This is a genomic window from Aquabacterium sp. NJ1, from assembly GCF_000768065.1.
Classification (GTDB): Bacteria; Pseudomonadota; Gammaproteobacteria; order Burkholderiales; family Burkholderiaceae_C; genus Aquabacterium.
Genome location: NZ_JRKM01000001.1, coordinates 1797393 through 1821409, shown reverse-complemented (window position 1 = coordinate 1821409; position 24017 = coordinate 1797393). Strand labels below are relative to the sequence as shown.

The window sequence follows — 24017 nt, the reverse complement described above, 5'->3', positions numbered from 1 at the left end:
TTTTTGACACTGCACGCACTCCGAGGAGCAGTTCGCTCGGGGTTCCAAAAATTTTCTTATCCATCTGACTTCCTAAACGGAGCAAGCACATGAAATTGCAAACCATCGTCGCCGCCCTGGCCCTGGCTGCCACCGGCGCCGCCAACGCCAGCCTCAACGGCATGGACGCCGGCACCGCCAGCTCGGTCGCCTTCATCGCTCAAGACGTCACCAGCACCGTTCAAGGTTCGGTGTTCGTGGACCTGGGCTACACCTTCGCTGACTTCATGCCCGCATCGCAAGGCGGCATCGGCAACCTGTCCGACGTCAACAACACCGTGGTGTGGAACTTCGCCAACAACACCATCACCCGCAACGGCCAGGCCGTCGCTGGCAGCAACGACTTCTCGGCTGTCGCTCCTTTCTTCGCTTCGGCTGGTGCCGACGCCAAGTGGGGTGTGATCGCTGGTGATACCGTGGGTGTGGACTACATGACCCGCTACCTGACCACGGGTACGCCCACGGCCTCCAACCTGACCAACCAGATCGACTCTTCCGCACTGCAACTGGTTGCGCCCCTGTGGACCCGTACTGCCGCTGCCATCACCAGCTCGGCTGACAACGGTTCGTACTACGCCGCCACCAACACCGACCCCGCCTGGACCGGCAGCAACGATGGTGGTATCGGCACGCTGGGCAAGTGGATGAACAACATCACCTGGAACGCCCTGACCGCTGGCACGCAAACCAACTTCGTGTTCGCCAATGGCGACGGTAGCGAAGAGTTCGTTGGCGCAGCTCCCGCTGGCACCACCACCACCGGCCTGCTGAATGCCCGTGGCACCTTCACGTACAACGCCGCTGCCCAGACCCTGACCTGGCAGACCGCCTCCCTGGCCGTGACGCCTTCCGTCCCTGAGCCCAGCACCTACGCCCTGGGCCTGGTGGCCCTGGCCGCCATGGGCTTTGCTGCTCGTCGCAAGGCCAAGTAATGCCTGAGGGGCGCAGCCCGCGCTGCGCCCTTGTTTGCCCCCGCTTCATCCTTCTGCTTTAACTGGATACCACTATGAAACTCTCCAAGCTGATGATCGCCGCCATCGCCGTGTGCGGTGCTTCGCAAGCCATGGCCGCTGGCGTGACCCGCCTGACCGGTTCTTCCGCTTCGTCCATCAACGTGGTTCGCGGCGCCGTGAACATGTGCGTGAACAACGGTGGCTCCGCCCTGGTGTACAAGACCTCGTCCAGCACGAGCTCTCTGGGCAACCAGTTCACCGTGACCTGCTCGACCGATTTCGACGCCAACATCCCCGTCACCGCCAACGAACTGCGCGTGAACGTGGCCAACGGTTCTGAAACCGCCATCACCAACGCCGCTGCTTATCCCTCGTCGACCACCATCGGCTTCCTGGTGCCCTCCGGTTCGTGCACGGCCCTGCCTGCTGGTACCGAGTCTCTGTCGTTCCTGGCTGCTGGCCAGATGCTGAACTGCGGCACCACGCTGGCTGACAACAGCAAGTCTGATGGCGGCTTCATGGACGAAGAAGGCCCTGTCTTCAACACCAGCTACGACGCCGGTGACTTCGCTCCCTCTGGCTTCAGCCAGGTGTTCGGCATCGCCGTCAACTCCACCCTGTACAACGACCTTCAGGCCTACCAGAAGACGGTCGCCGGTGGCAACATCGTGCCCGCTACTTGCGCTGCCGGCGACACCACGCCTGCTTGCCAGCCCAGCCTGAGCCGTGCCCAGATCACCTCGCTGATCAACTCCTCCACCAGCAATCCCGCCAAGACGGGCGGCCTGGCCTACCTGGTGCCCGCAGCCTACCAGACCGCTGGCCTGGCCACCGGCGGCAACAAGATCACCTACTGCAAGCGCCCTCAGTCTTCGGGTACGCAGCAAGGCGCCCAGCTGTACTTCCTGAACTACGACGCACTGGGTTCGCTGGGTGGCAAGGAGCCCATCATCGGCAACGTGACCCTGTCGAAGTACGCCGCAGTTGAAAACGCTTCGTCGGGCAACGTCAAGAACTGCCTGAACGCCAACACCCTGTCTGACGGCTACAAGTTCGGTTCGCTGTCCATGGAAAACAACCCCATCGGTGGCTCCGACACCTATCGCTTCGTTCGCCTGAGCGAAGTGGCTGCCACCGAAGGTGTGGCTGGCGCTTCGCAAACGGCCACCGCCATCGCTGGTCGTTATGACTACGTGTACGAGCTGTCGGCTTACTGCCCCGCCGGCACTTGCGCTCCCGTCATCGAAGGCATCAAGGCCAACGTGGCGGCTGGTACCTCCAGCCCTGGCATCTTCGTGACCGGTGTTGAGTCGCGCTTCGGCCGCGGCGGCAACTCCAACAAGCCTTACGCCTCGCGTTAATTGGTGACGGTGCCCCCGAGCGTTTGTTCGGGGGCCTGATACCCGGGCTATTTCAGCTCTTTTGCACACAGTCCCCGCTTGGGGACTGTTGCTTTGTGTGCAGTCTCAAATGAAAAAACTGGCTTCCCTGTTTGTGTTGTCTGCCGTGGCCGCCTTGGCGCAGGCCCAGGTGCCCGCCGCTGTCACCTTCGATGTCATGGAGTTCGTGGTCGAAGGCAACACGGTGTTGCCGCCCGAGCAGGTCGAGCGTGTGGTGTCCCCCTTCATGGGCCCGGGCAGGACCTTCAAGGACATGGAGGCCGCCCGCACGGCGCTGGAGAAGGCCTATCAGGATGCAGGCTACCTGTCGGTGGTGGTCAACCTGCCTGATCAGCGCGTGGACAGTGGCGAGGTCAAGCTCGAAGTCATCCAGGCCACCGTGGACAAGCTCAAGGTCACCGGCTCGCAATACCACCGCCCCAGCCTGATCGCCGACAAGACGCCAGCCCTGGGCGCGGGCCAGGTGCCTTACTTCCCCGAGGTGCAGGAACAACTGGCCACGGTGCAAGGTCAGGATGTGGAGGTCACCCCTTTGATCGGGCCAGGCCAGGACCCACGCCAGATCGACGTGGAACTCAAGGTCAAGGACAGCCTGCCCGTACATGGCTCGCTGGAGGCCAACTCCCGCCAGAACTTCAACACCACGCAAGGCCGTACCGAGGCCGTGCTCACTTACGGCAACCTGTTCCAGCGTGATCACACCATCGGCCTGAGCTGGATCTATGCCCCATCGCGGCCGGCTGACGCCAACACCCTGGCAGCGCTCTACAGCGTGCCGCTCACCACGGTGGACACGCTGTCGGCCTATTACGCCCGCAGCAACACCGACACGCCCACCAAGTCCGGTCTGGGTGGTTCCACCTTCACGCGCGGCCGCTATGGTGGCCTGGTCTACCACCACGACCTGCAAGCCCGCCAGTGGCCGGTCACCCATGGTTTTGATCTGGGCCTGGACTTCAAGCGCAGCAGCGACCGCAACATCGACATCGGCGGTGTCACCACCGAAAAGCCCAGCCTGCATTACGAGGTGCTGTCGGCTCGCTACAACCTGAGCTGGCGCGGCGAGAACGACAACGTCACCAACTGGCGTGCGGGCCTGTACTCCTCCTTCCGTTCCATCTCGGAGCGCCAGGTGGACTGCAATGGCGTGAGGCTTGAGCAATTCGCCTGCAAACGCAGTGGCGCCTCGGCAGACTTCAGCGTGTTCAAGCTCGGCATGGGCCGTGTGCAGAACCTGCCCGCCAACTGGCAAGTCAAGTTTGACATCGATGCGCAGCTGGCCTCGGGCCCGCTGGTGCCCGCCGAACAATACAGCCTGGGCGGCATCGATTCCATCCGGGGTTATTACGACTACGAACAGTCGGCTGACCAGGGCTGGAACACGCGCCTGGAGCTGATTTCGCCGGCCTGGCTCAAGCTCAAGGATGACGAAGGCGTGCGCGCCTTGTTGTTCTGGGACCGTGGCGAGCTGCGCCTCATCAAGCCCCTGCCCACCGAGATCCAGAAGGTGCAGATGGGCAGCTACGGCCTGGGCCTGCGCCTGGACAACAGCAAGGGCCTGACGGCTCGCCTGGACCTGGCCTTCCCGATTTACGACACGAGCAAACCCACCGAGTCTGGCGGCCAGGAGGCCGCAACCGGCAGTCAGAGCGCGCGCCGCTGGCGCCTGGACGCAGCCCTGCGCCAGTCCTTCTGATCCGGCCCGCAGCGAACCCCTTGGAGCAGTTGACATGAACAAGCACATCCACCGTCTGGTTTTTGATCGCAAGCGCGGCATGCGTGTGCCCGCCGCCGAGAACGTGCGTGCCGCAGGCAAGGCCGCGGGCGGCCAGACCCGTGCGCGCGCCGTGGCCGGTGTGACGCTGGTGTCCATGGCCTTGAGCGGCGTGGCGGATGCCCGGGATGTGACCCCATCAGCCAACCGCAGCATCGTGGACACCATGATGCGCGCCTCCACTTTCAACATCGCGCGCAACACCGGCCCCGTGTGGAGTGCCGCGCGCGACGCGGGCAAGGCTTCGCAGTTCAAGGTCACCAACCCGGATGGCCTCACCACCCAGATCGACCAGTACGACAACCGGGTCATCATCAACTGGGACAGCTTCAATGTGGGCGCCGACTACAGCGTGTTGTTCAACCAGCCCAAGGGCGGCTCGGCCTACAACCGCATCTGGGACCTGAACCCGACCGTTGTCATGGGCAAGATCACGGCCAATGGCGAGGTGATCCTGGAGAACACGCACGGTGTGATTTTCGGCGCCACAGCACGCGTGCAGACGGGCCGCTTCGTGACCACCGCCTTGAAGATGACCGAAGAGGCCATCAGCAAGGGCCTGCGCGCCAACCGCGATGGGCAGGTGATGTTCGGCGGCGACGATGCCGATCCCAATGGCTTCATCACGATCGAGCGCGGTGCCGAGGTCAAGGCCCTGGCGGGCGGCGATGTGCTGATGATCGCGCCCAAGGTCTACAACGAAGGCACGATCGAAACCCCCAAGGGCCAGACCGTGCTAGCCGCTGGCCAGAAGGTCTACCTCTACAGCTCGCTGGACCCGGCGCAACGTGGCCTGCTCGTGGCCGTGGACCCGTTCGCATCGGGCCCCGCAGGCGTCAACACCGTGGAGAACGCCACCGCAGCCGAGTACCGCACGGTGGATGGCAAAACGGTCGACAACAGCACGCCGGACGATACCGCTGGCCTGGCCAGGAAGGTCAACCAGATCGTGGCCGAGCAAGGCTCCATCAACCTGGTGGGCCTGACCGTGCGCAACAACGGCATCCTCACGGCCACCACGGCGGTGAAGGGGCAGAACGGCAGCATCTACCTGCAGGCGCAGAAGTCCACCGCGGCCTATATCGCAGGCAGCTCGCCGGCTGTCACCTCGTCGGACAGCAATGCCACACCACGTATCGCCGGGCAATTGGGCGCGGTCGAACTGGGGGCGGGCAGCGTGACCCAGGTCACCCCCTCCAGCGCACAGGTCTACAACGAGGAGACCAAAAAGTTTGAAGCACCCACGCAGACGGATGCGGAAACCTTCAGCCAGTCGCGCATCGAGATCAGCGGCGCCAGCATCCGTGTGCAGGGTGGGGCCCAGGTGGTGGCCCCCAATGGCAAGATCAACTTGCTGGCCGCAGAAGATGCGACCCAGTCGGCCTTGTTTGGCACCTCGGCCAGCTTGAGCAAAGACAACAGCAGCATCGTGGTGGAGGACGGTGCCTTGATCAGCGCTGCGGGCTTGCGTGACGTGACGCTGCCCATGAGCCGCAACCAACTCAATGGGCGCCTCTTTGCCAATGAGCTGGCCGATTCACCGGTTCAACGCGGCGGCGTGCTGTACCGCAGCGAGGTGTCCGCCGATGCGCGCAGCGTGGTCAAGGTCGCCAATGTGACCGGCTTCTACAACCTGGTGGGCCGCACTGCTGAAGAAATTTCGACCAAGGCCGGCACGGTCAAGATCCAGGCGCAAGGCAGCACCGTGTTGGCCGATGGTGCCAAGGTGGATGTGTCGGGCGGCAGCGTGGTCTACCAGGCAGGTGCCGTCACCAGCAGCCTGCTGCGCAAGGGCAACACGCTGGTCAGGCTGGAAGATGCCCAGGCCGGCGTCCAGTACGACGAGCTGATCTCCGGCAGCGGCCGCGGTGCATCGACCCTGCAGGCCAGCTACGTGGAAGGCAAGGATGGCGGCGAGATCCAGTTGTTCGCGCCGCAGTTCTACGTGGGTGAAGGCACGCTCAAGGGCGACGTGGTGGTCGGCCCGTACCAGCGCGGCGGCGCCATCTCGTCCAAGGTGGACTTGAGCAAACGACCGGATTTGTATGGGTCGGTTCGGCCCTTGGGTGCGAGCTTGACGCTGGGCTTCTCCGACAAAATGGCCATCAACATGGATGGCGTCACCGTGAGCGGGGCGCGTTCCAGCAGCTTGGGCTCGGTGTCCGGCGTGGACGACGCGGCCGTGATGCAACAGGTCAGTGCTTCACCGCTGCACAACCAGCTCACGGCCGATACCTTGAGCAAGGGCGGCTTTGCCGGCCTGACGGTGTATGCCGCGGGCCTGAACGTGAACAAGGATGCCAGCCTGAACCTGGGCCCTACCGGCGCGCTGAACGCGAAAGCGGTGGGCAGCATCCAGGTCGATGGCCAGGTCAAGGCTGAGGGCGGGAGTGTCAGCTTGTTGGCCATCGGTGACTTGGTGCTGGGTGAAGGCGCAGCCATCGACGTATCAGGCAGCAAGCTTGACGAGCTGGGACAAGCCAATGGCACGACGCCACTGGACGTGAACGGTGGTTCGGTGACGCTCCAGGCGAACGGTGAGTTGAACCTGAGCAAGGCCAGTCAGGTGGATGTCTCTGCTGGGGTTTGGCGAGCCAACACGGGGGGCATCACCACCGGCAAGGCGGGTGAGCTCACCCTGGAGTCGACCAATCCATTGGTCAGCAAAATGGTGCTGGATGGGCGTCTGAGTGGCTACGACTTCCAGTCCGGCGGCACATTGAACATCAACGGCGTATCGGGCCTGACCATCGGTCAGGGCGGCAAGACGGATGATATGCGCTTGTCCACGGCCTTCTTCAGTGACAACGGCTTTAGCAGCTTTGAGCTGAGCTCGCTTGGTGACGTGGACGTGGCGGCCGGCACGGTACTGAAGCCACGATTGAAGAACTACCAGCTTGACGCAGCGCGTTTGGGGGGCGGGAATGGTTCAGCCTTGTTCATCACCACGGAGTTGAACGACGCGCTGCGCGCACCCATCAATCTGACACTCACGGCGGTCAAGCCGGGCCAGGACAATCGAGAAGGCTACAAGGAAGGTGGGCGCGTGCGCATCGGCCAGGGGGCACAGCTTGATCTGGGAGCGGGTGGCAGCTTCACGGCCTCGGCCGGTCGTCAGATCTTGTTGTCCTCTGATACTGGCGTCACAGCACATGGTGGCGCCGTCGCCTTGTACCTGAGCGGCTACCGCGCCGGCGGCTCCATCAACAACGGCACCGTGCAATCCTCCGACGACATGGGCTTCGTGTCTGATAACGAGGTTCGCTTGAGCGCGGGCTCTCGCATTGATGTGTCGGGCATCGCCCGCACGCAGACGCAGATCGTGAACGGCCGGGAGCGCGTCACAGGTTCCGTGCTGGGGGGCGGCACGGTCACCCTGAACTACGACCTCGACAGCAAGGACAGTGAGCAGCGCGGGCAGCGTGGTCGCGTCATCATGGAAGGCGCCAACGAGCAGGCGGGCGCAGCCCTGATTGACGTCAGCGGCAAGTCTGCAGACATCAATCTTGGACGAGGCAGCCGCGGCACCACCATCAGCCAGGGGGCGGGTACGGTGAGTGTTGGCGGTGCCAACGGCTTTGCGCTCATGGGCGATATCCGGGCTCAGGCACCCGATGGCAGCGTGGGCGGTGGCCTGTTCCAGGCCTCGATCAGCAAGGAAGGGCACAGCGATGTGGTGGCCATCACCGCCACGCCCTACGATGCCAATGACCGCGTCCTGAGGGTGACGGCTACCCAAGCTGAAGTGGCGGCCCATGCGCAGACACAAGGTGAAGGTGTCGTGTCAGCCCAGCAACTGGCCGATGCCGGCTTTGACCACATCAGCCTGCGTGCCGACGACCGTGTGGTGCTGGACAAGGGTGCCAGTATCGGCACCGCCGATGGCCAGAAGCTGCGCGCCATCACCGTGTCCTCGCCAGTCTTGAAGGCCGAAGACGGTGGTGCGCACGAGCTGCGCGCCAGCTATGTGGCACTGGGTGATGTCAACCTGATCAGCAAGTTTGACGCCACCACCGACAGCCGCCCGGCTTCCGCAGCGGGCAACGCCACGCTGGCGGTGAATGCCGGCCTCATCGAGGTGCACGGCAAGTCGGCCCTCCAGGGTTGGCAGTCTGTGGACCTCAATGCCACGCTGGACAAGTCCTTTGGCAACACCCGCCGTGATGGCGAGATCCGCTTCATTGGCCGCACGTTCGACATCAACAGCGTCGATTTGACAGGCTACCTGGGTTTTGACGGCCTGCTCACGCTGCGCGCGGGCCAGAGTTACGCCTCCACCTTGTCCAACTTCACGGTGCAAGGCGCTTTGGGCCATTCCTCGCTCCTGACAGCGCAACCATCGGCGGGCAGCTCGACCAGTGCCACACCGCTGACGGCGCTGGCCTCGCTCACCTTGCAGGCCGATGACATCGAGCACGACGGTGTATTGCGTCAGCCCTTCGGTGCCCTGACGCTCAATGCCGTCAACAAGGTGACCCTGGGTGCAGGCAGCACCTTGTCCGTTTCCGGTGACGGCGTGACGGTGCCGGTGGGCACCACGGTCAATGAGCGCAACTGGGTCTACACGCCCAACCCCACTGATTCAAACGCCACGACACCCGTGGTGAAGAACCTCGATGGCCTGCCCGTGGCCAAGGGTATCCAGATCAATGGCCAGGGCATCAGCCTGAGCAACACCAGCGTCGTCCAGGCTCAGGCAGGTGGTGACCTGCAGGCCTGGGAATTCATCCGCGGCGTGGGTGGCAGCACCGACACGCTCAACCGCGCCGGCTTGTTCGCCGTGCTGCCCAACTACCAGTACGACTTCGCGCCGTATGACACCGAGATCGTCAAGTCCGCGGCCTTGAATGGCAGCAGCTTGCAAGCGGGCGACAAGATCACGATCAGCACGGCCAACGGTGTGCTGGCCAAGGGCACCTACACCCTGCTGCCCTCGCGCTATGCCTTGTTGCCAGGCGCCGTGCTGGTGTCTGCGGCCAATGTGGGCGCGGGCGGCACCTTGAACCAGGCGATCACGCAGGACGATGGCAGTGTGTTCGTGTCCGGCCAGCGCACGGCCACGGGCACGGCCATCACGGGCGGCGACCCTCGCCAGACCTTCATGCTCGAATCGGCCGCGACTTTCCGCGCCAAATCGGCCTACGCGCTGACGTCCATCAACAGCCTGCTCACCGACCGTGCGGTGCAGCTGGACACCTTGCTGCCCAGCCTGGCGGGTGATGCCGGCCGCGTGTCGCTGACGGCCCAGAGCGCCTTCGACCTGCTGGGGCAGTTCAACCTGGCTGGCAAGGGCGCCTTGGCGGCAGGCCAGCTTGACGTCACGATGCCTTCTTTGACCGTCGTTGATGACGGGGACACGACTGTTCAGGTGGCGGAGGGTTCGGCACGCGTGTCAGCCCAGTCGCTCAACGGCACGCATGCCGGCAGCATCATGCTGGGCGGTACCCGAACGGGCACGGTGGAAGGGGCCACGGCCACGGTCGGGACCAGCACGGTGCGTGTGGCCAGCAGCAGCTTGTCTGCGGGCGAGGTGATCGCCGTGGCGTCTGACACCGTCACGGTGGACGATGGTGTCAAGCTGACAGCCGAGGGCGCAGTCAGCAACAAGGCCAACCAGCTCACCATCCAGGGGCAGGGCGCGGCGGTGGTGGTCAGCCAAAATAGCAACACCGACATCCGCCGTGATCTGAGCGGCGTGACGGTGGACAAGGGCACGCTCAACATCGGGCAGGCCACGTTGACTGGCCAGGCGGTTCAATTGGACGCATCCAGGAGCCTGAACCTCCATGCCAACGCCACGGTCAACAGCAAGCTGTTTGGCCTGGGTGCTCCGCGTACTGTGGTGGGCGGGGCGGCTGACACAGCGGGCGCGGTGGCGCTGGACGGCATCTTGCTGAACTCGCTCAAGGGTGCGGACAGCATGCAGCTGCGCAGCTACAGCAGCATCGATTTCAAGGGCTCACAGGCCTTTGATGCGCGTGGCGCGGATGGCAAGCCGCTGCTGCGCAAGGTGGTGCTGGACGCGCCCCAGCTGCGTGGCCTGGGCCAGCGCACCGACACGGTCAGCGTGACCGCGCAAAGCGTCACCTTGCGCAACACATCGGGCATTGCCCCGTCGTTGACTGAAGCCGGATCGTCGACGCTGCACATCCAGGCCGAGCCCGTGATCTCGGACAAGACCACGGGTGGCATCACCGTCGGCCAAGGCGAACAGCGCCTGGCTTTCGCCAACAGCACCTTGTCATCCCAGGGTGACATCGTGTTCGATGGCCAGGGCAAGCTGGGCGCGCAGGGTGATGTCACCCTGGCCGCAGCCCGTGTGACCGCGACCAACTCGGCAGAGCACGGTGTGGACAGTGCTGCCACCTTGACCATCACAACGGCCGCCAACGCCCGCACGCTGGGTGAGCGCGTGGGGGCAGGCGGCACCTTGAGCCTCAGCGGTGAACGCGTGGTGCAGGACGGCGTGGTGGACGTGGCCTCCGGCAAGATCAACATCCTTGGCAAGGGCAACACCACCCAGCGCCGCGACACCGTGACGTTGACCGAGCGCTCGGTCACCAGGGCTGCGGGCTGGACCCAGCCGGTGGGCCAGAATTGGTCGGTTGACGCGCCCGGTGGCGACGTCACCGTTCAGGCGGTGCAGGGTGATGTGATCTGGCGTGGCCAGATCGACGTGTCGGCGCCGGTGGCCAGCAGCAAGCCCGACCAGGGCCAGGCTGCGGGCACGGTGACGCTGCTGGCCAATGGCCTCAACCCGACCGACGGCTACCGCGGCCAACTGGTGGTGGGCGAAAAAGCCAGCCTCAAGGGCAGCGCGGGCAGCGACCGCTTGTCGGCCAGCCTTGCTGTGGACGCGCAACGCCTGAGCAACGAGCCTGTTGCGGGCTTGTCTGCCGCCGCACAGGCCGCGGCGATCACACACGGCACGCTGGACCGCCTGGCCGACATCACCAAGGCCGGCGGCGTGCACCGCGAGGTGGACTGGCGCATCCGTGAAGGCGCGCAATCGCTCAACACCGAGCTGACCGCACAGCGCGTGTTCATCAGCGCGGACGCTGGCAGCCTGTCGCTGGGCCAAAGCCAGACGCTGCAGGCCAATGGCCAGCTGGTGACCCACAAGGGCAGCATCGATGCCCGCGCGCCCCAAGGTGGCGTGGTGCAGCTGGCGGCAGGGCAGGACCTCATCATTGGTACGGATGTGCGGGCTGATTCCTCGCGCGCAGGCGCCAATGGCGGCGACATCCTGCTGGCTTCGTCGGAAGGCCAGGTCCGTATCCAGGATGGCGTGACCTTGTCTGCGGCAGGCGACGACGAACAGGACGGCCGTGTGATCGTGCGTGCCCAGCGCAACGACGATGGCAACCTGCCCGACGAACTGCGTGTCAATGTGGACCCCATCGGCCCCAACACGAAGATCAAGGCGGGTGAGTTCACGGTGGAGGCCGTGCGCGTCTACACCGGTACCAAGCTGTCGACCGGGCCAAGCTTTGGCACCACGCTGGGCCAGACGAGCCTGATCGCCGACAACGATGATTTCATGGCCAGCAAGGATGCCATCGCCAGCGCGCTGGGCCTGGGCGGACTCGCCAATGCGCACCTGCGCTCGGGCGTGGAAATCCGCGCCAGCGGCGATTTCGAGGTCAGCAGGGATTGGAACCTGTGGACCGAAGAGCGCACCGGCGGCGAGCCCTTGAACCTCACCATCCGCGCGGCAGGTGCCCTCAACATCAAGGGCAGCCTGAGCGATGGCTTTGCCACGGCCACCCGCATCGGCACGGGTGCCAGCGAACCGACGGCAATCCAGGCCGGGCCCGCCGCATCCTTCCGCCTGGTGGCGGGGGCCGACCTGTCGGCGGCCAACATGCTCAAGACCGATGCCAGGGCCACCACGGGCAACCTGCGTATCGATGGCGGCAAGATGGTGCGCACCACCAGTGGCTCGATCGAGCTGGCCGCGGCACAGGACATCCAGCTCAAGCCAGGCACGGGCGCCTCGCCGGTTCAGGCGGTGGTGTACGCGGCCGGCCAGCTCGCCGAGCTGCCTGCTGGGCAGTCGTTCTCACCCAATAGCTGGGCGCAGTTCACGAACCACGGCGGGCGTGTGTCGCTGGCTGCGGGCGGCAACATCGTGGCGCCCGGCGCTGCGCAGTTGATCAACCACTGGTTCGAACACACCGGCTCCACCGAGGACTTTGGTGGTTCATGGTTCAGCTTCTTTGACAACTTCAAGCAAGGTGTGGGCTCCTTCGGTGGCGGCAACATCGACGTGCGTGCCGGCCAGTCGATCAACAACCTCGGCGTGGTGTCACCCACTTCCATGAGGCAAGTGACGAACGACGCCACAGGGGAGCGCACGGTGCTGGTCGACAACGGCGGCGACATCAATGTGCGCGCTGGCGGGGACATCAAGGGTGGGGTGTACTTCCTGGGCCGCGGTAACGCGCTGATTCAGGCTGGTGGCGCCATCACCAAGGGGGACAGCGTCAATGCCAAGGTGCCACAGGTTGGGACCGTGGTGGCGGTGATGGATGGCCATGTCGCCTTGCAGGCAGGCAAGGATGTCACCATGGCCGTTGCATACAACCCGACGATCCTGCCAGCATCCAGCCGCATGGAAGCCGAGCAGTCGGCCTACTTCAGCTACGGCGCCGATGCGGGCTTGGCCGTCACCAGCATCTCGGGTGACCTGAAATGGACACCTGAAAGCGACCGCTATAGGGAGTACCTGAACCAACTCGACAAGATCGCGGGATCGGACAAGCTGCCGACCGCATACGCGACCAATTACGCCTTGAGCATGGTCACTCCCCCTTCTTTGGCTCTGACTGCTCTGTCAGGTGATCTGGTCTTCAGTACGCCCTCCGGCGGCATGATGATGACCTTGTTCCCCTCGCCACAGGGGCAATTGGATCTGTATGCGGGTCGAGACATCAAGATGAGCTCCGGTGCCCGCATGTCCATGGCGGATGGCAGTCTGGATCTCTGGCCGGGTTTACAGTCAGCGGTGGGTGTTTCTGGTATCGGCAATTTGCTCGTTGCCTGGCCGCGGTATATGGTGGGTGGTACGCCCACCGTCACGGGCATCGGCGGCCTGACGTCGTCAACGCTGCATGAGAGCGACGCCACCGCTGCCCACATTCACGCCGAGCGCGACATCGGCAGCACGGATGCTGGCTTTGTTGGGGCGTCCTTCAACTTGCCGAAGGCCGCTGAAGTCACTGCTGGCCGGGACATCAATCAGTTGACCTACGTGGGTCAGCAGTACCACGATGGTGATGTCACGCTGATCGAAGCGGGCCGCAATATTGTTGGCAGGAACACGGACTCATTCACCGCATCGCTGGGTGGTGGTTCTGGCGTCATCGCGCTGGCGGGACCGGGCGAGTTGCAAGTCAAGGCGGGCCGCCAGATGGACCTCGTTGAAGCGGGCGGCGTGCGCACCATCGGCAACAAGTACAACACCGAGCTCTCGGCGGACTCCGCCAAGATCACGCTGGCCGCCGGCATGGCCAAGACGCTGGATGTGGACACCTTCGCACAGCGTTTCATGCCCGCGGGTGAGGTCGCTCGTGCCGATCTGGTCAGCTATGTGAAGCAGGTGCTTCAACTGGCGGACACCGATCTGCCTGCGGACCAGGCCGCAGCCTATGAGCAGGCCCTGAGCTACTACAAGGGCTTCACGCGTGAAAACCAGGTCGCCTTCGCGAATGCGGTGATCAACAAGGCCTTCATTCAGGCCTACCTGGGCAGCGGCAGTGACTACGCCCAGGCCTGGCAGGACAAGGCCCAGGTGCTGGGCGTCCCCGCCACGGCGTATGACAGCACCGCTTTTGCGCAGTTCAAGACCAATGTGCTCATGAACGAGCTCAAGGTCTGGGGCAAGGCGGCGGCCGATGTGCCCTTGTCACTGGACCCTGCTGCCAACGCGCTGGCCACCGCCAAGCGCCAGGCCCTGTACGACAAGGCCTTCGCCGCCATCGATCTGGCTGGCCTGGGCAAGGGCTTCCAGTTCGTCGGTGACATCCAGATCGCCGGCAGCGGCGTGCAGACCCAGGGCAGTGGTGACCTGAACACCGGCGGCATCGACATCCTGACGCCTGGTGGTGGTGTGTTGGTGGGCCTCAATGCACTGACGGTGAAGCAGCAGGACCAAAGAGAAGCCAAGGAGCACGGCCTGGTCACCTATGGCGGCGGCAGCATCCGCGCCATGTCGGCCGGGGACTTCCTCGTCAATGCGCAAAAGGCTTTCGTGGTGGGCAATGGCGACATCATGCTGTGGTCCTCCTACGGCAGCCTGGATGCCGGCCGCGGCGCCAACACCGACGTGACCGTGCCGCCGCCTGTGGCCGTGCGCAACAGCGATGGCAGCGTGAGCTTCCAGTTGCCGCCGCTGACCACCGGCAGTGGTATCGGCCGCCTCAAGTCGTCTGAAGGCGCCTCGGTGGGCCAGGTCTACCTCAACGCACCCAACGGTGAAATCCGAGCCCTGGATGCACAGATCCGCAACGAGGGCGGCGGCGAGATCAACATCGGTGCCCAGGTGGTCAAGGGTGGCGACAACATCGCCGGCAAGGTCAACGGTGCACCGCCTGCGGTCTCCGTCAACGTGGCCATCAACGTCAACACCAGCGTGCCCAGCCAGACCGCCGCTGGTGCGCAAGCTGCCGCAGCCAGCCAGGAAGGCAAGGCCAAGGACCCCGCCTCCGTGGTGACCGTGGACCTGCTGGGCATGGGCGATGACGCGAATGCGCCTGCCGCCGGCAACCCCGCCCCTGCAGCCGGCAACGAGGCTTGCGAAGACGACGAGAAGAAGGACAAGGCCAAGGCCTGCGCCAAGCGCTGAGGCCCGACTGGCGCTCGAACCGACACCCCCGTCTGCGGGGTGTCGGTCCTTTGTGACTAAGCCATGACACCCCTTCGTCGTCAGCGGTGGTCCTTCCGGATCATGCGTTTTCCCGAGGGCGACACATGTGCTTTTGACAATAACCGTTTGTATTTGGACGCGGACTGATCCCCATGAACACTGTCAGATCCTTGATGTTGGGTGCGGCCCTGATGGGCGGCCTTTTCTCCACCTCTGCCCACGCCTGGTGGAACGGTGACTGGAAGGCCCGGGCCAAGATCACCTTGAACACCACAGCCCAAGGTGTGGAAACCAAGGAAGCCTTGTCGGGCGTGGTGGTGCCGGTGCGCCTGCATTCCGGCAACTTCGATTTCCTGTCGGCCAAGCCCGATGGCTCGGACCTGCGCGTGGTCGCGGCCGATGACAAGACGCCGTTGAGGTACTGGGTTGAACGTTTTGACGGTGCCAACGAGCTGGCCGTGGTCTGGGTGCAGTTGCCCAGCGTGGCGCCCGGCACCGACAAGAACGTGGTGTACGTCTACGCCGGCAATGACAAGGCCGCGGCTGAATCGGTTTCCACCGCCGTGTACGACGGCAGCATGAGCGCCGCCTTCTCGTTCGCGGGCAAGGACGGCGCCGCCGCGCAAGATGCCGTCAGCCAGCTCGCCACCTCGGCGCCCGTGCCGCGTGAAACCAATGGCCTGATCGGCCCTGCCGCCAAGCTCGACGGCCAGCAGCCCCTGGTGATCCCCGCCAGCGACAAGCTCAAGGCCTCGGCCTCCGGCCCTTACACCGTCAGCCTGTGGATCAAGCCCGGCGCGCTCACCGGGATCATCTTCAAGCAGGCCCCGCTGACCATCGCCCTGAACGCCGGCAAGCTGCAGGCGGACCTGGGCAAGGTGCAAGCCATCGGCGGCGAACTGCCAGCCTCCGCCTGGGCCCATGTGGCCGTGGTGGTGGGCAACAACAAGCTGACGCTGTTCCTCAACGGCGAACAAGCGGCACAGGCTGACCTGGCCGCGTCGACCACACCCATTGAAGGCGAGATCAGCCTGGGCCAGGGCCTGGCCGCCCAGATCGACGAGCTGGAAATCGCCAGCACCGTGCGCAGCGCCGACTGGCTCAAGTTCGCGCATGCCGCGCAAAGCGCCGATGCCAAGCTGGTGGCCGGTGTCAGCCAGACGCCGGATACCGCCAAGGAGGGCGGCAGCGAGCCCGGTTACTTCGGCATCCTCGTGGGCAACCTCACGGTGGACGCCTGGGTGGTGATCGGCATCCTGGGCGTGATGTTCGCCGTGGCGGCCTGGGTCATGTATGCCAAGGCCGTGTTCGTCGGCCGCGCCGACAAGGCCAACCGCGCCTTCCTGCAACGCTTCCGCGATGCGCGTGATGTGATGCAGATCGAAGCCAAGGCGCTCAAGCACTCCTCGCTGCAACGTCTGTATGAAGCCGGTCTGCGCGAGTTGAACAAGCGCGATGTGGGCAAGGCCGACGCGAAAGCCTTGTCGGGCGCCTCCATCGACGCCGTCAAGGCGGCCATCGACGCTGACCTTGTGCGCGAGAGCCACGAGCTCAACTCCAAGATGGTGCTGCTGACCATCGCCATCTCCGGCGGTCCCTTCCTGGGCCTGCTGGGTACCGTGGTGGGCGTGATGATCACCTTCGCGGCCATTGCAGCGGCGGGCGACGTCAACGTCAACGCCATCGCCCCCGGTATCGCGGCCGCCTTGCTGGCCACCGTGGCCGGCCTGGGCGTGGCCATTCCTGCGCTGTTCGGCTACAACTACCTGGCCTCCCGCATCAAGAACATCTCGTCGGACATGCAGATCTTCGTCGACGAGTTCGTGACCCGCGTGGCCGAAACCTACGGCGCACGCTGAGCAGGGGCACACCATGGCCGGCGACGTCAAAGCGGATAACCAGCCTTACGACGACATCAACATCACCCCGATGTTGGACCTCGCGTATGTGCTGCTGGTGACCTTCATCATCATGACCACGGCCTCCGTGCAGGGCGTGAAGGTCCAGCCGCCCCTGACCCAGGCCACCAACAACCTGGCCAAGCCGCAGACCCGCGGCATCACGATCACGGCCGATGGCCAGGTCTACCTCGATGCCTACCCCGTGAGCCTGGACCAGCTCCAGTCTTCTCTGGCGCAGTACAAGGCTGCCAACCCGGCCTTGCCCGTGGTGCTCAAGGCCGATGCCGCCACGCAGTACGAAAAGGTCATGGCTGTGCTGGAAATCGCCAAGAAGCTCGACATCACCGAGATCGGCCTGGCGACCAAGCGCCTGCAGTAAAGGCGGGACACCCCATGCAAGTTCAAGACGACGCCAAACCCTACGACACCATCAACGTCACGCCCATGCTGGACCTGGCGTACGTGCTGCTCGTGGTGTTCATCCTGATGACGACGGCCTCCGTGCAGGGCCTGAGCGTCAACATGCCCAAGCCCAGCAACAAGCCCAGCACCGAGAAGCACCCGCTCAAGGTGGTGCAGGTGCTGCCCGAAGGCACGCTCGCGCTCAACGGCGTGCCCGTGAGCATGGCCGAGCTGGAAACGCGTTTGCAGCAGGCCAAGGCCGAGGACGCCAAGATGAGCGTGGCCATCAAGGGTGACTCGCGCACGCAGTACGCCAAGGTCGTGGCCGTCATCGACCTGTGCAACAAGCTGGAAGTGTCGATGGGGCTGGTCACGGCCCGCATCGGCACATGAGGAGCACCCATGGCCGTGGTTGATGACGTTCACGACGAAGACGGTGAGGGCTGGGGCGGCAAGCTGGCATTGGCCTGCGCGCTGCTGGCACTGGCAGGGCTCATCTACTGGGCCGTGACCTCGTTTCACGCCGGCAGCACGGGCCCCAAGCGCCAGACCGTGAAGATCGCGGTCTTGCCCGATACGCCCCCGCCGCCACCGCCCCCACCGCAGGAAAAGAAGCCCGAGCCCGAGCTCAAGGAGCAAAAGCCGCAGCCCCAGCAGGAAGAGCAAAAGCCGCTGGACAAGGCGCCCGAGCCCGAGCAGCTCAAGATGGAAGGTGCCGCTGGTGACGGCCCCAGTGCCTTCTCCGCAGGTTCGGTGAACAACGAATACCAGAAGGGCGAGATCGGCACAGGGCAGGGTGGTGGCGACCGCCTGCAAGAGGCCTTGTTCGGTCGCCGTCTGCAAAGGCACATCCAGCTGGCCCTGGCGCGTGACAAGTCCATCAAGCTGGGTGACTACCGCGTCAAGGTCAGTGTCTGGCTCGATGAACACGGCGTGATCCAGCGCGTGCAGCTCGACGCCCCGACCGGCGACGACAAGATCGACCAGGCCTTGCGTGATTCATTCGCGCGTCTGCCCCCCATCTCCGACATGCCGACAGGCATCCGCCAGCCGGTGCGGCTGGGCATCTCCAACCGCATGACCGGTTGACCCTTGAAGTGAAGCCATGAAACCCATGAAGACAAGCCGGTGGCCCCAACTGACCACCCTGAGCCTGGCCCTGAGCCTCACCCTGCACGCGGGCCTGGCCCATGCCGACGAACGCGAATCGCTTGAAGCGCTGCGCCAGACCACGCTGGGCCTGATCAACGCCCTGGTGGACAAGGGCGTGCTCAGCCGTGATGCCGCAGACGCCATGCTCAAGCAGGCGCAGGCCAAACCGGCCGCCACGGCCGCAACGGCAGCTGCGACCCCAACGGCCGCTGAAGCCAAGCCCGTGCAACGCATCCCCTACGTGTCGGAGGCCATGAAGGCCCAGATCCGCAACGAGGTCAAGGAAGAGGTGCTCACGCAAGCCCGTGCCGAGCGCTGGGGCGTGCCCAATGCCTCCGCGGCCTGGACGGACCGCATCAAGGTCGATGGCGACTTCCGCTTCCGCTACCAGTCCGACCACGCCGGCAACACCAACACCCCCGCCTACTACTACCTGGCCAGCGAAAGCCTCAACGACGGCATCATCCGTGCCGCTGATTTCGCCAGCTACTTGCCGGCCAACTCGGACGTGGCCACGGGGGCGACCACCGACAACCGCAACCGCGAACGCATCCGCCTGCGCCTGGGCATCACCGCCAAGGTGTCGGACGAAGTGGGCGTGGGCGTGCGCCTGGCCACGGGCAGCGCCACCGACCGCGTCTCCACCAACCAGACCTTGGGCCAAAGCCTCAACAAGTACCCCTTGCTCGTGGACCGCGCCTTCGTGCGCCTGACCCCGGTTGAAGGCGTGGACGTGCTGGCCGGCCGCTTCCCCAATCCCTGGTTCAGCACCGACATGATCTGGAGTGAGAACCTCAATTTCGAAGGCCTGGCCACCACGGCGCGCTGGGAGCAGCCCGAAGCCAGCTTCGTGCCCTTTGCCACCGTGGGCGCCTTCCCCTTGCGTGAAGAAACCCCGCCCACCCGTGGTGGACGCTGGTTGTACGGCGCGCAGGCTGGCGCCAGCTGGGTGCCCGCCGAGCGCACGCGCCTGAAGTTCGGCCTGGCCTACTACCAGTACAAGAACCTGGCCGGCCGCCAGGATCAGGACTACACCATTGCAACCGTTGATGGCAAGACAACGCTGCAGCCTGGTGCCACCTATGGCCAGTATGAATACGCTGCCGGCCTGCGCCAGAAGGGCAACACGCTGTTCGAAACGAACCCCGCTTCGCCCGCCGGGTTGCCACCGGTATGGGGTCTGGCCTACCAGTTCAAGCCCCTGGTGCTGACCGCCTCGGCCGAGTTCACCCACTTCAGCCCCTACAGCCTGCTGCTATCGGCCGAGTTCGTGAAGAACACGGGCTTCGACAAGGCTGACTTCCAGCGCCGCTCCGGCCTCAATCTGGACCCGGGTGGCAAGGACAAGGGCTACCAGCTCAAGGCCGCCTTCGGTGCCGCCGAAGTGCGTGACCCCGGCCAGTGGCAGGCCGCCGTGTCCTACCGTTACCTCGGTTCGGACGCCGTGCTCGATGCCTTCAACGACAGCGACCTCGGCCTGGGTGGCACCAACGTGCAGGGCTACACCCTGGGCTTCACCTATGGCCTGTATCGCAACACCGGCCTGGGCCTGCGCTACCTCTCGTCGCGCACCATCGACTCGCCCATCAACGACCAGTTTGAACCCAATGCGCGATACCGCGTGAACTCCGTGCAGGTGGACCTCAATGTGCGCTTCTGATCAACAGCCACGCCGCGTGGGCTGGCGCCTCATGACGGCCGCCTTGCTGGCCTTGTTCATGGCCACGCATGCCTGGGCCGATTCGGGTGAACGCGAGCAGGAGCAACTGCGTCGCCTCAAGCTGCAACTGCGCCAGCAACAGCAGGAGAAGGACACCGCGGTGCAGGAAGCCCAGGCCAGGGCCAATGCCGACAAGGCGGCCATGGCTGCCAGCCTGCAATCCGCACAAGGTGATGCGCAAGCCCAGCGCCGCGCCGCCAGCGCCGCCACACGCCGTGTGCAGTCTCTCGAAACCGAACTGAGCACGCTCAAGCAGGACAAGGCTCAGCTCGCCGAGCAGGTCTCGCAACTGCAAAAGGCCCTGGAAGAGAGCAAGTCGCAGGCCACCCAACAGAGCCATCAGGCTGCTGCGACCCTGGCCGCCACACAAGCCAGCCTCAAGGCCCTGGGCGAGCAGCATGACCAGTGCCGCACGCAGAATGCCGCCCTGTACGAACTCGGCACCGAGTTGCTCGCGCGCTATGAGCACAAGGGCCTGGGCGAGGTGCTGGTCAGCAACGAGCCCTTCATCCAGACCGCCCGTGTCACGCTGGAGAACACCAAGGCCCAGTACCAGGACAAGCTGGATGCCGCGCGCCTGAAGCTTGCCTCGCCTTGATGAAGGCCTGAATTTGCGCGTAAGCTGGCTGGCGTCTCGATGATGAAGATGAAAGCCGCCCCATGCCCGTGAAGTTCAAAAGCCAGGCCACCGGCGATCTGGTGATGGTGCAAGCCCATGCCGCCGCCGTCTTGCGTGTGCTGGGCAAGTCCGCTGAAGGGCAGGGCATCCTGACCCCTGAAGACATGCCTGCCGCGCTGCTGGTGCTCAAGGCGCTGCCCGACCAGCCCGAGCCCGCCCCCGTCGATCCCCATGCGGACGCCGATGAGGCGCAGGCCCGCGCCGAGCCCGCCTTCCAGGATGAGAAGGTCAGCCTGCGCAAGCGCGCCTGGCCGCTGGTCAAGATGATCGAAGAGGCGCAGGCCGCCAGCAAACCCATCGTCTGGGGTGTGTGATTCAGTCAGGGTGTTGTGCGGTGCAGCAAACCTGAGGCATGATCTTGACCATGTCAGATCACGTCACCCGCCTGCTTGTCATCCGCCACGGCGAAACCGCCTGGAACACCGAGGCCCGCATCCAGGGCCACATTGACATCCCGCTCAATGGCAAGGGGCGCTGGCAAGCCGAGCGCCTGGCCCAGGCCCTGGCTGACGAAGAACTCCACGCCATCTACAGCAGCGATCTGGCGCGCGCCCGGTACACCGCCGAGGCGGTCGCCCAGGCTGCCGGCCTGCCCCTGAAGCTCGACAACACCTTGCGCGAACGCCACTTCGGGCGTTTCGAGGGCATGACACAGGAAGAAGTGGCCGCTCAGTGGCCCGAAGAGGCCCGCCGCTGGCGCGAACGTGATCCGGCTTATGGCCCGCACGGTGGCGAAACCCTGCAAGCCTTCTACGACCGCTGCCTGGATGCCCTCACACGTCTGGCCCAGCAGCACCCGGGGCAAAGCATCGCCGTGGTGGCCCATGGCGGCGTGCTCGATTGCTTCTACCGCGCGGCCAACGGCTTGGAACTGGATCTGCCCCGTAACTGGAAGATCACCAACGCCAGCGTCAACCGCCTGCTCTACAACGGTGAAGGCTTCAGCATGGTGGGCTGGGCCGACAACCGCCACCTGGATGAACCCGGCATCGATTCTTCCGTGGCCTTGGACGAACGCACCGACGGCATGGTGGCCCGCCGCGCCTGACGGGCCTTCCGTGCTGGTTCGACGCTGGCTCAGCGCAGCCCCTTGAGAAACAGGTCGATGCTCGCATCGGCGGCATCCACCAGGCCATAACGGGTCTGATCCAGCATCCAGTTGTGGATCAGGCCATTGACCAGGGCCATGTAGGTCACGGCCAGCACATGCAAATCCAGATCAGCCCGTATCTGCCCCAGCGCCTGCGCGCGGCGGAAGGTGGCCTCGACATGGTTCTGGCACGAGCCGTGCACGTTCAGATGGCGATCCCGGATGCCCGAGAGTTCTTCCACGTATTCGACCTTCAGGGTGGCGATGTCAAAGACCCGCTGCGTGCGCGGGTCATGCGCGATGCGCCGCATCACGTTCATCATGGACGCTTTTAATTCCGCCAGCGGGTTGGCTTCGCGCTCCGTGTCGATGGATTTGAGCGTGTCCTCCATCGGCAGGGTGGTGCGCGACATCATCGCGTTGAACAGCTCGGCCTTGTCCTGGAAGTGCCAGTAGACCGCCCCCCGCGTGACACCCGCCACCTTGGCGATGTCCTGCAGGGAGGTGCGCGACACGCCCCGTTCGGCAAACAGCCGCTCGGCCGCGTCCAGCAGGCTCTCGCGGGTGTGTTGTGCATCTTCTTTGGTGCGGCGCATGACGGGTTGAAGAAAACCGTTGAATTCAGAGGGTGATTGTCGCCGATACGTGCTGATACATACAAACGTGTATGTATACTCACCCATATTGTTGACCAGGCAAGTATTTCAAGAGGTGTCCCATGGCGAGTCGTGAGATGGCAGTTTCACAAGAAGAAAACAACATGGTTGCTGCAGCCAAGGCACCCTTGGTGAACAAGGATCAGCTCTGGCGCTGGACGGCCAATGCCGTGGGCGTGCTGGCCCTGTGTGCGGTTGCCGCCTCCTTCCTGACCGGTTGCGGCCAGAAGGACCAGCAGGCCGGCGCTGGCGCAGCCAAGCCCGGTGGCGGCATGCCGCCTGCCCAGGTGGGTGTGGTGACGGTGCAGCCGCAAAGCGTGCCCGTGATGGCCGAGCTGCCGGGTCGCCTGGAAGCCCTGCGCACCGCCCAGGTTCGCGCCCGCGTCGCCGGCATCCTGCAGCAGCGCCTGTTCACCGAAGGGGCGGACGTGAAGGCCGGCCAGACCTTGTTCCAGATCGACGCCAGCACCTACAAGGCCGCGCTGGACAGCGCCAAGGCCACCCAGGCCAAGGCCGAAGCCAACCTGGCGCAAGCCATCGCCCTGGCTGACCGTTACCAGCCGCTGCAGGCCGCCAAGGCCATCAGCCCGCAGGAATACCTCAACGCCCAGGTGGCGCAACGCCAGGCCCAGGCCGACGTGGCTGCCGCCAAGGCCGCCGTGCAGACCGCCAGCATCAACCTGGGTTACGCCTCGGTGACGGCGCCCATCTCGGGCCGCATCGGCCGTGCCCTGGTGACCGAAGGTGCCCTGGTGGGGCAGGGTGAAGCCACCCAGCTGGCCCTGATCCAGCAGGTCAACCCGCTGTACGTGAACTTCACGCAGTCGGCCAACGACGTCATCAAGCTCAAGAAGGCCATGGAAGCCGGCACCATCAAGAAGCTCGGCAACCAGGCTGCGGCCGTGCGCGTGGTGTTGGACGACGGCACCGAGTACCCGCTGCAGGGCAAGCTGCTGTTCTCTGACCTGAGCGTGGACCCCACCTCCGGCCAGGTCTCGCTGCGCGCCGAGCTGCCCAACCCGCAAGGGCTGCTGCTGCCCGGCATGTATGTGCGCGTGCGCCTGGAACAGGCCGAGGTGGATGGCGGCATGTTGCTGCCTCAACAGGCCGTGACCCGCGGCAGCCAGGGCGACATCGTGATGGTGGTGGACGCCGAAGGCAAGGTCAGCCCGCGCCCCGTCAAGCTGGGCGGTGCTCGCGGCAATGAATGGATCGTGCTGGGCGGCCTGAAGGCTGGCGAGCAGGTCATGGTCGATGGCTTCCAGAAGATGATGAACCCCAAGGCCCCCGTGAAGGCCGTGCCCTGGTCGCCGCAACAGGCTGCCGCTGCTGCACCTGCCGCCGCTGCATCTTCGGCTGCCTCGGCCGCTGCACGCTGAGAGGA

The 24017-nt window shown here is 64.8% G+C and carries 14 protein-coding genes; 13 read left to right on the top strand and 1 reads right to left on the bottom strand.

What is annotated here, in order from left to right; all coding sequences use genetic code 11:
* The first annotated feature begins 89 nt into the window (after positions 1-89).
* From JY96_RS07795 to JY96_RS07740, 12 genes are all read left to right on the top strand, one after another.
* On the top strand, positions 90-971 hold the full coding sequence (locus JY96_RS07795) for a PEP-CTERM sorting domain-containing protein (RefSeq protein WP_035036409.1): 882 nt from the start codon (positions 90-92) through the stop codon (positions 969-971).
* Between the two features lie 74 nt (positions 972-1045).
* A complete protein-coding gene (locus tag JY96_RS07790; RefSeq protein ID WP_035036407.1) occupies positions 1046-2353 on the top strand; it encodes a hypothetical protein in 1308 nt (435 codons plus the stop codon).
* A 109-nt stretch (positions 2354-2462) separates the two neighbouring features.
* On the top strand, positions 2463-4088 hold the full coding sequence (locus JY96_RS07785; protein WP_035036406.1) for a ShlB/FhaC/HecB family hemolysin secretion/activation protein: 1626 nt from the start codon (positions 2463-2465) through the stop codon (positions 4086-4088).
* Positions 4089-4122: 34 nt separating this feature from the next.
* A complete protein-coding gene (locus JY96_RS07780) occupies positions 4123-15012 on the top strand; it encodes a filamentous haemagglutinin family protein (protein WP_035036404.1) in 10890 nt (3629 codons plus the stop codon).
* Between the two features lie 173 nt (positions 15013-15185).
* A complete protein-coding gene (locus JY96_RS07775; protein ID WP_035036402.1) occupies positions 15186-16892 on the top strand; it encodes a DUF2341 domain-containing protein in 1707 nt (568 codons plus the stop codon).
* A gap of 13 nt (positions 16893-16905) precedes the next feature.
* On the top strand, positions 16906-17313 hold the full coding sequence (locus JY96_RS07770) for a biopolymer transporter ExbD (RefSeq protein WP_035036401.1): 408 nt from the start codon (positions 16906-16908) through the stop codon (positions 17311-17313).
* A gap of 14 nt (positions 17314-17327) precedes the next feature.
* On the top strand, positions 17328-17729 hold the full coding sequence (locus tag JY96_RS07765; protein ID WP_035036400.1) for a biopolymer transporter ExbD: 402 nt from the start codon (positions 17328-17330) through the stop codon (positions 17727-17729).
* A gap of 9 nt (positions 17730-17738) precedes the next feature.
* The gene (locus tag JY96_RS07760) at positions 17739-18425 is read left to right on the top strand and encodes a hypothetical protein (protein WP_052162253.1); all 687 of its coding nucleotides are present in this window, start codon (positions 17739-17741) and stop codon (positions 18423-18425) included.
* A 16-nt stretch (positions 18426-18441) separates the two neighbouring features.
* The gene (locus JY96_RS07755; protein ID WP_200883452.1) at positions 18442-20148 is read left to right on the top strand and encodes a putative porin; all 1707 of its coding nucleotides are present in this window, start codon (positions 18442-18444) and stop codon (positions 20146-20148) included.
* Positions 20135-20806, top strand: coding sequence for a hypothetical protein (locus tag JY96_RS07750; RefSeq protein ID WP_152606396.1), 672 nt, complete (start codon positions 20135-20137; stop codon positions 20804-20806). Before JY96_RS07755 ends, JY96_RS07750 begins: the two co-directional genes overlap by 14 nt.
* Positions 20807-20868: 62 nt before the next feature.
* On the top strand, positions 20869-21201 hold the full coding sequence (locus JY96_RS07745; RefSeq protein WP_035036394.1) for a DUF1840 domain-containing protein: 333 nt from the start codon (positions 20869-20871) through the stop codon (positions 21199-21201).
* 50 nt (positions 21202-21251) lie between these two features.
* Complete coding sequence (locus tag JY96_RS07740) at positions 21252-21935, top strand: histidine phosphatase family protein (protein ID WP_035041649.1); 684 nt, start codon at positions 21252-21254, stop codon at positions 21933-21935.
* A 29-nt stretch (positions 21936-21964) separates the two neighbouring features.
* On the opposite strand, the gene JY96_RS07735 is transcribed toward JY96_RS07740, so the two are convergent.
* Entirely contained in the window at positions 21965-22573 is a 609-nt protein-coding gene (locus tag JY96_RS07735; protein ID WP_035036388.1) for a TetR family transcriptional regulator, read from the bottom strand.
* 137 nt (positions 22574-22710) lie between these two features.
* Here JY96_RS07735 and JY96_RS07730 point away from each other — a divergent pair, with 137 nt between their 5' ends.
* Positions 22711-24012, top strand: coding sequence for an efflux RND transporter periplasmic adaptor subunit (locus JY96_RS07730; RefSeq protein ID WP_369796130.1), 1302 nt, complete (start codon positions 22711-22713; stop codon positions 24010-24012).
* Positions 24013-24017: the final 5 nt, after the last annotated feature.

Coding starts and splice junctions, on each gene's coding strand:
- JY96_RS07795 (WP_035036409.1), top strand. CDS start 90: ATGAAATTGCAAACCATCGTCGCCGCCCTGGCCCTGGCTGCCACCGGC.
- JY96_RS07790 (WP_035036407.1), top strand. CDS start 1,046: ATGAAACTCTCCAAGCTGATGATCGCCGCCATCGCCGTGTGCGGTGCT.
- JY96_RS07785 (WP_035036406.1), top strand. CDS start 2,463: ATGAAAAAACTGGCTTCCCTGTTTGTGTTGTCTGCCGTGGCCGCCTTG.
- JY96_RS07780 (WP_035036404.1), top strand. CDS start 4,123: ATGAACAAGCACATCCACCGTCTGGTTTTTGATCGCAAGCGCGGCATG.
- JY96_RS07775 (WP_035036402.1), top strand. CDS start 15,186: ATGAACACTGTCAGATCCTTGATGTTGGGTGCGGCCCTGATGGGCGGC.
- JY96_RS07770 (WP_035036401.1), top strand. CDS start 16,906: ATGGCCGGCGACGTCAAAGCGGATAACCAGCCTTACGACGACATCAAC.
- JY96_RS07765 (WP_035036400.1), top strand. CDS start 17,328: ATGCAAGTTCAAGACGACGCCAAACCCTACGACACCATCAACGTCACG.
- JY96_RS07760 (WP_052162253.1), top strand. CDS start 17,739: ATGGCCGTGGTTGATGACGTTCACGACGAAGACGGTGAGGGCTGGGGC.
- JY96_RS07755 (WP_200883452.1), top strand. CDS start 18,442: ATGAAACCCATGAAGACAAGCCGGTGGCCCCAACTGACCACCCTGAGC.
- JY96_RS07750 (WP_152606396.1), top strand. CDS start 20,135: ATGTGCGCTTCTGATCAACAGCCACGCCGCGTGGGCTGGCGCCTCATG.
- JY96_RS07745 (WP_035036394.1), top strand. CDS start 20,869: ATGCCCGTGAAGTTCAAAAGCCAGGCCACCGGCGATCTGGTGATGGTG.
- JY96_RS07740 (WP_035041649.1), top strand. CDS start 21,252: ATGTCAGATCACGTCACCCGCCTGCTTGTCATCCGCCACGGCGAAACC.
- JY96_RS07735 (WP_035036388.1), bottom strand. CDS start 22,573: ATGCGCCGCACCAAAGAAGATGCACAACACACCCGCGAGAGCCTGCTG.
- JY96_RS07730 (WP_369796130.1), top strand. CDS start 22,711: ATGGCAGTTTCACAAGAAGAAAACAACATGGTTGCTGCAGCCAAGGCA.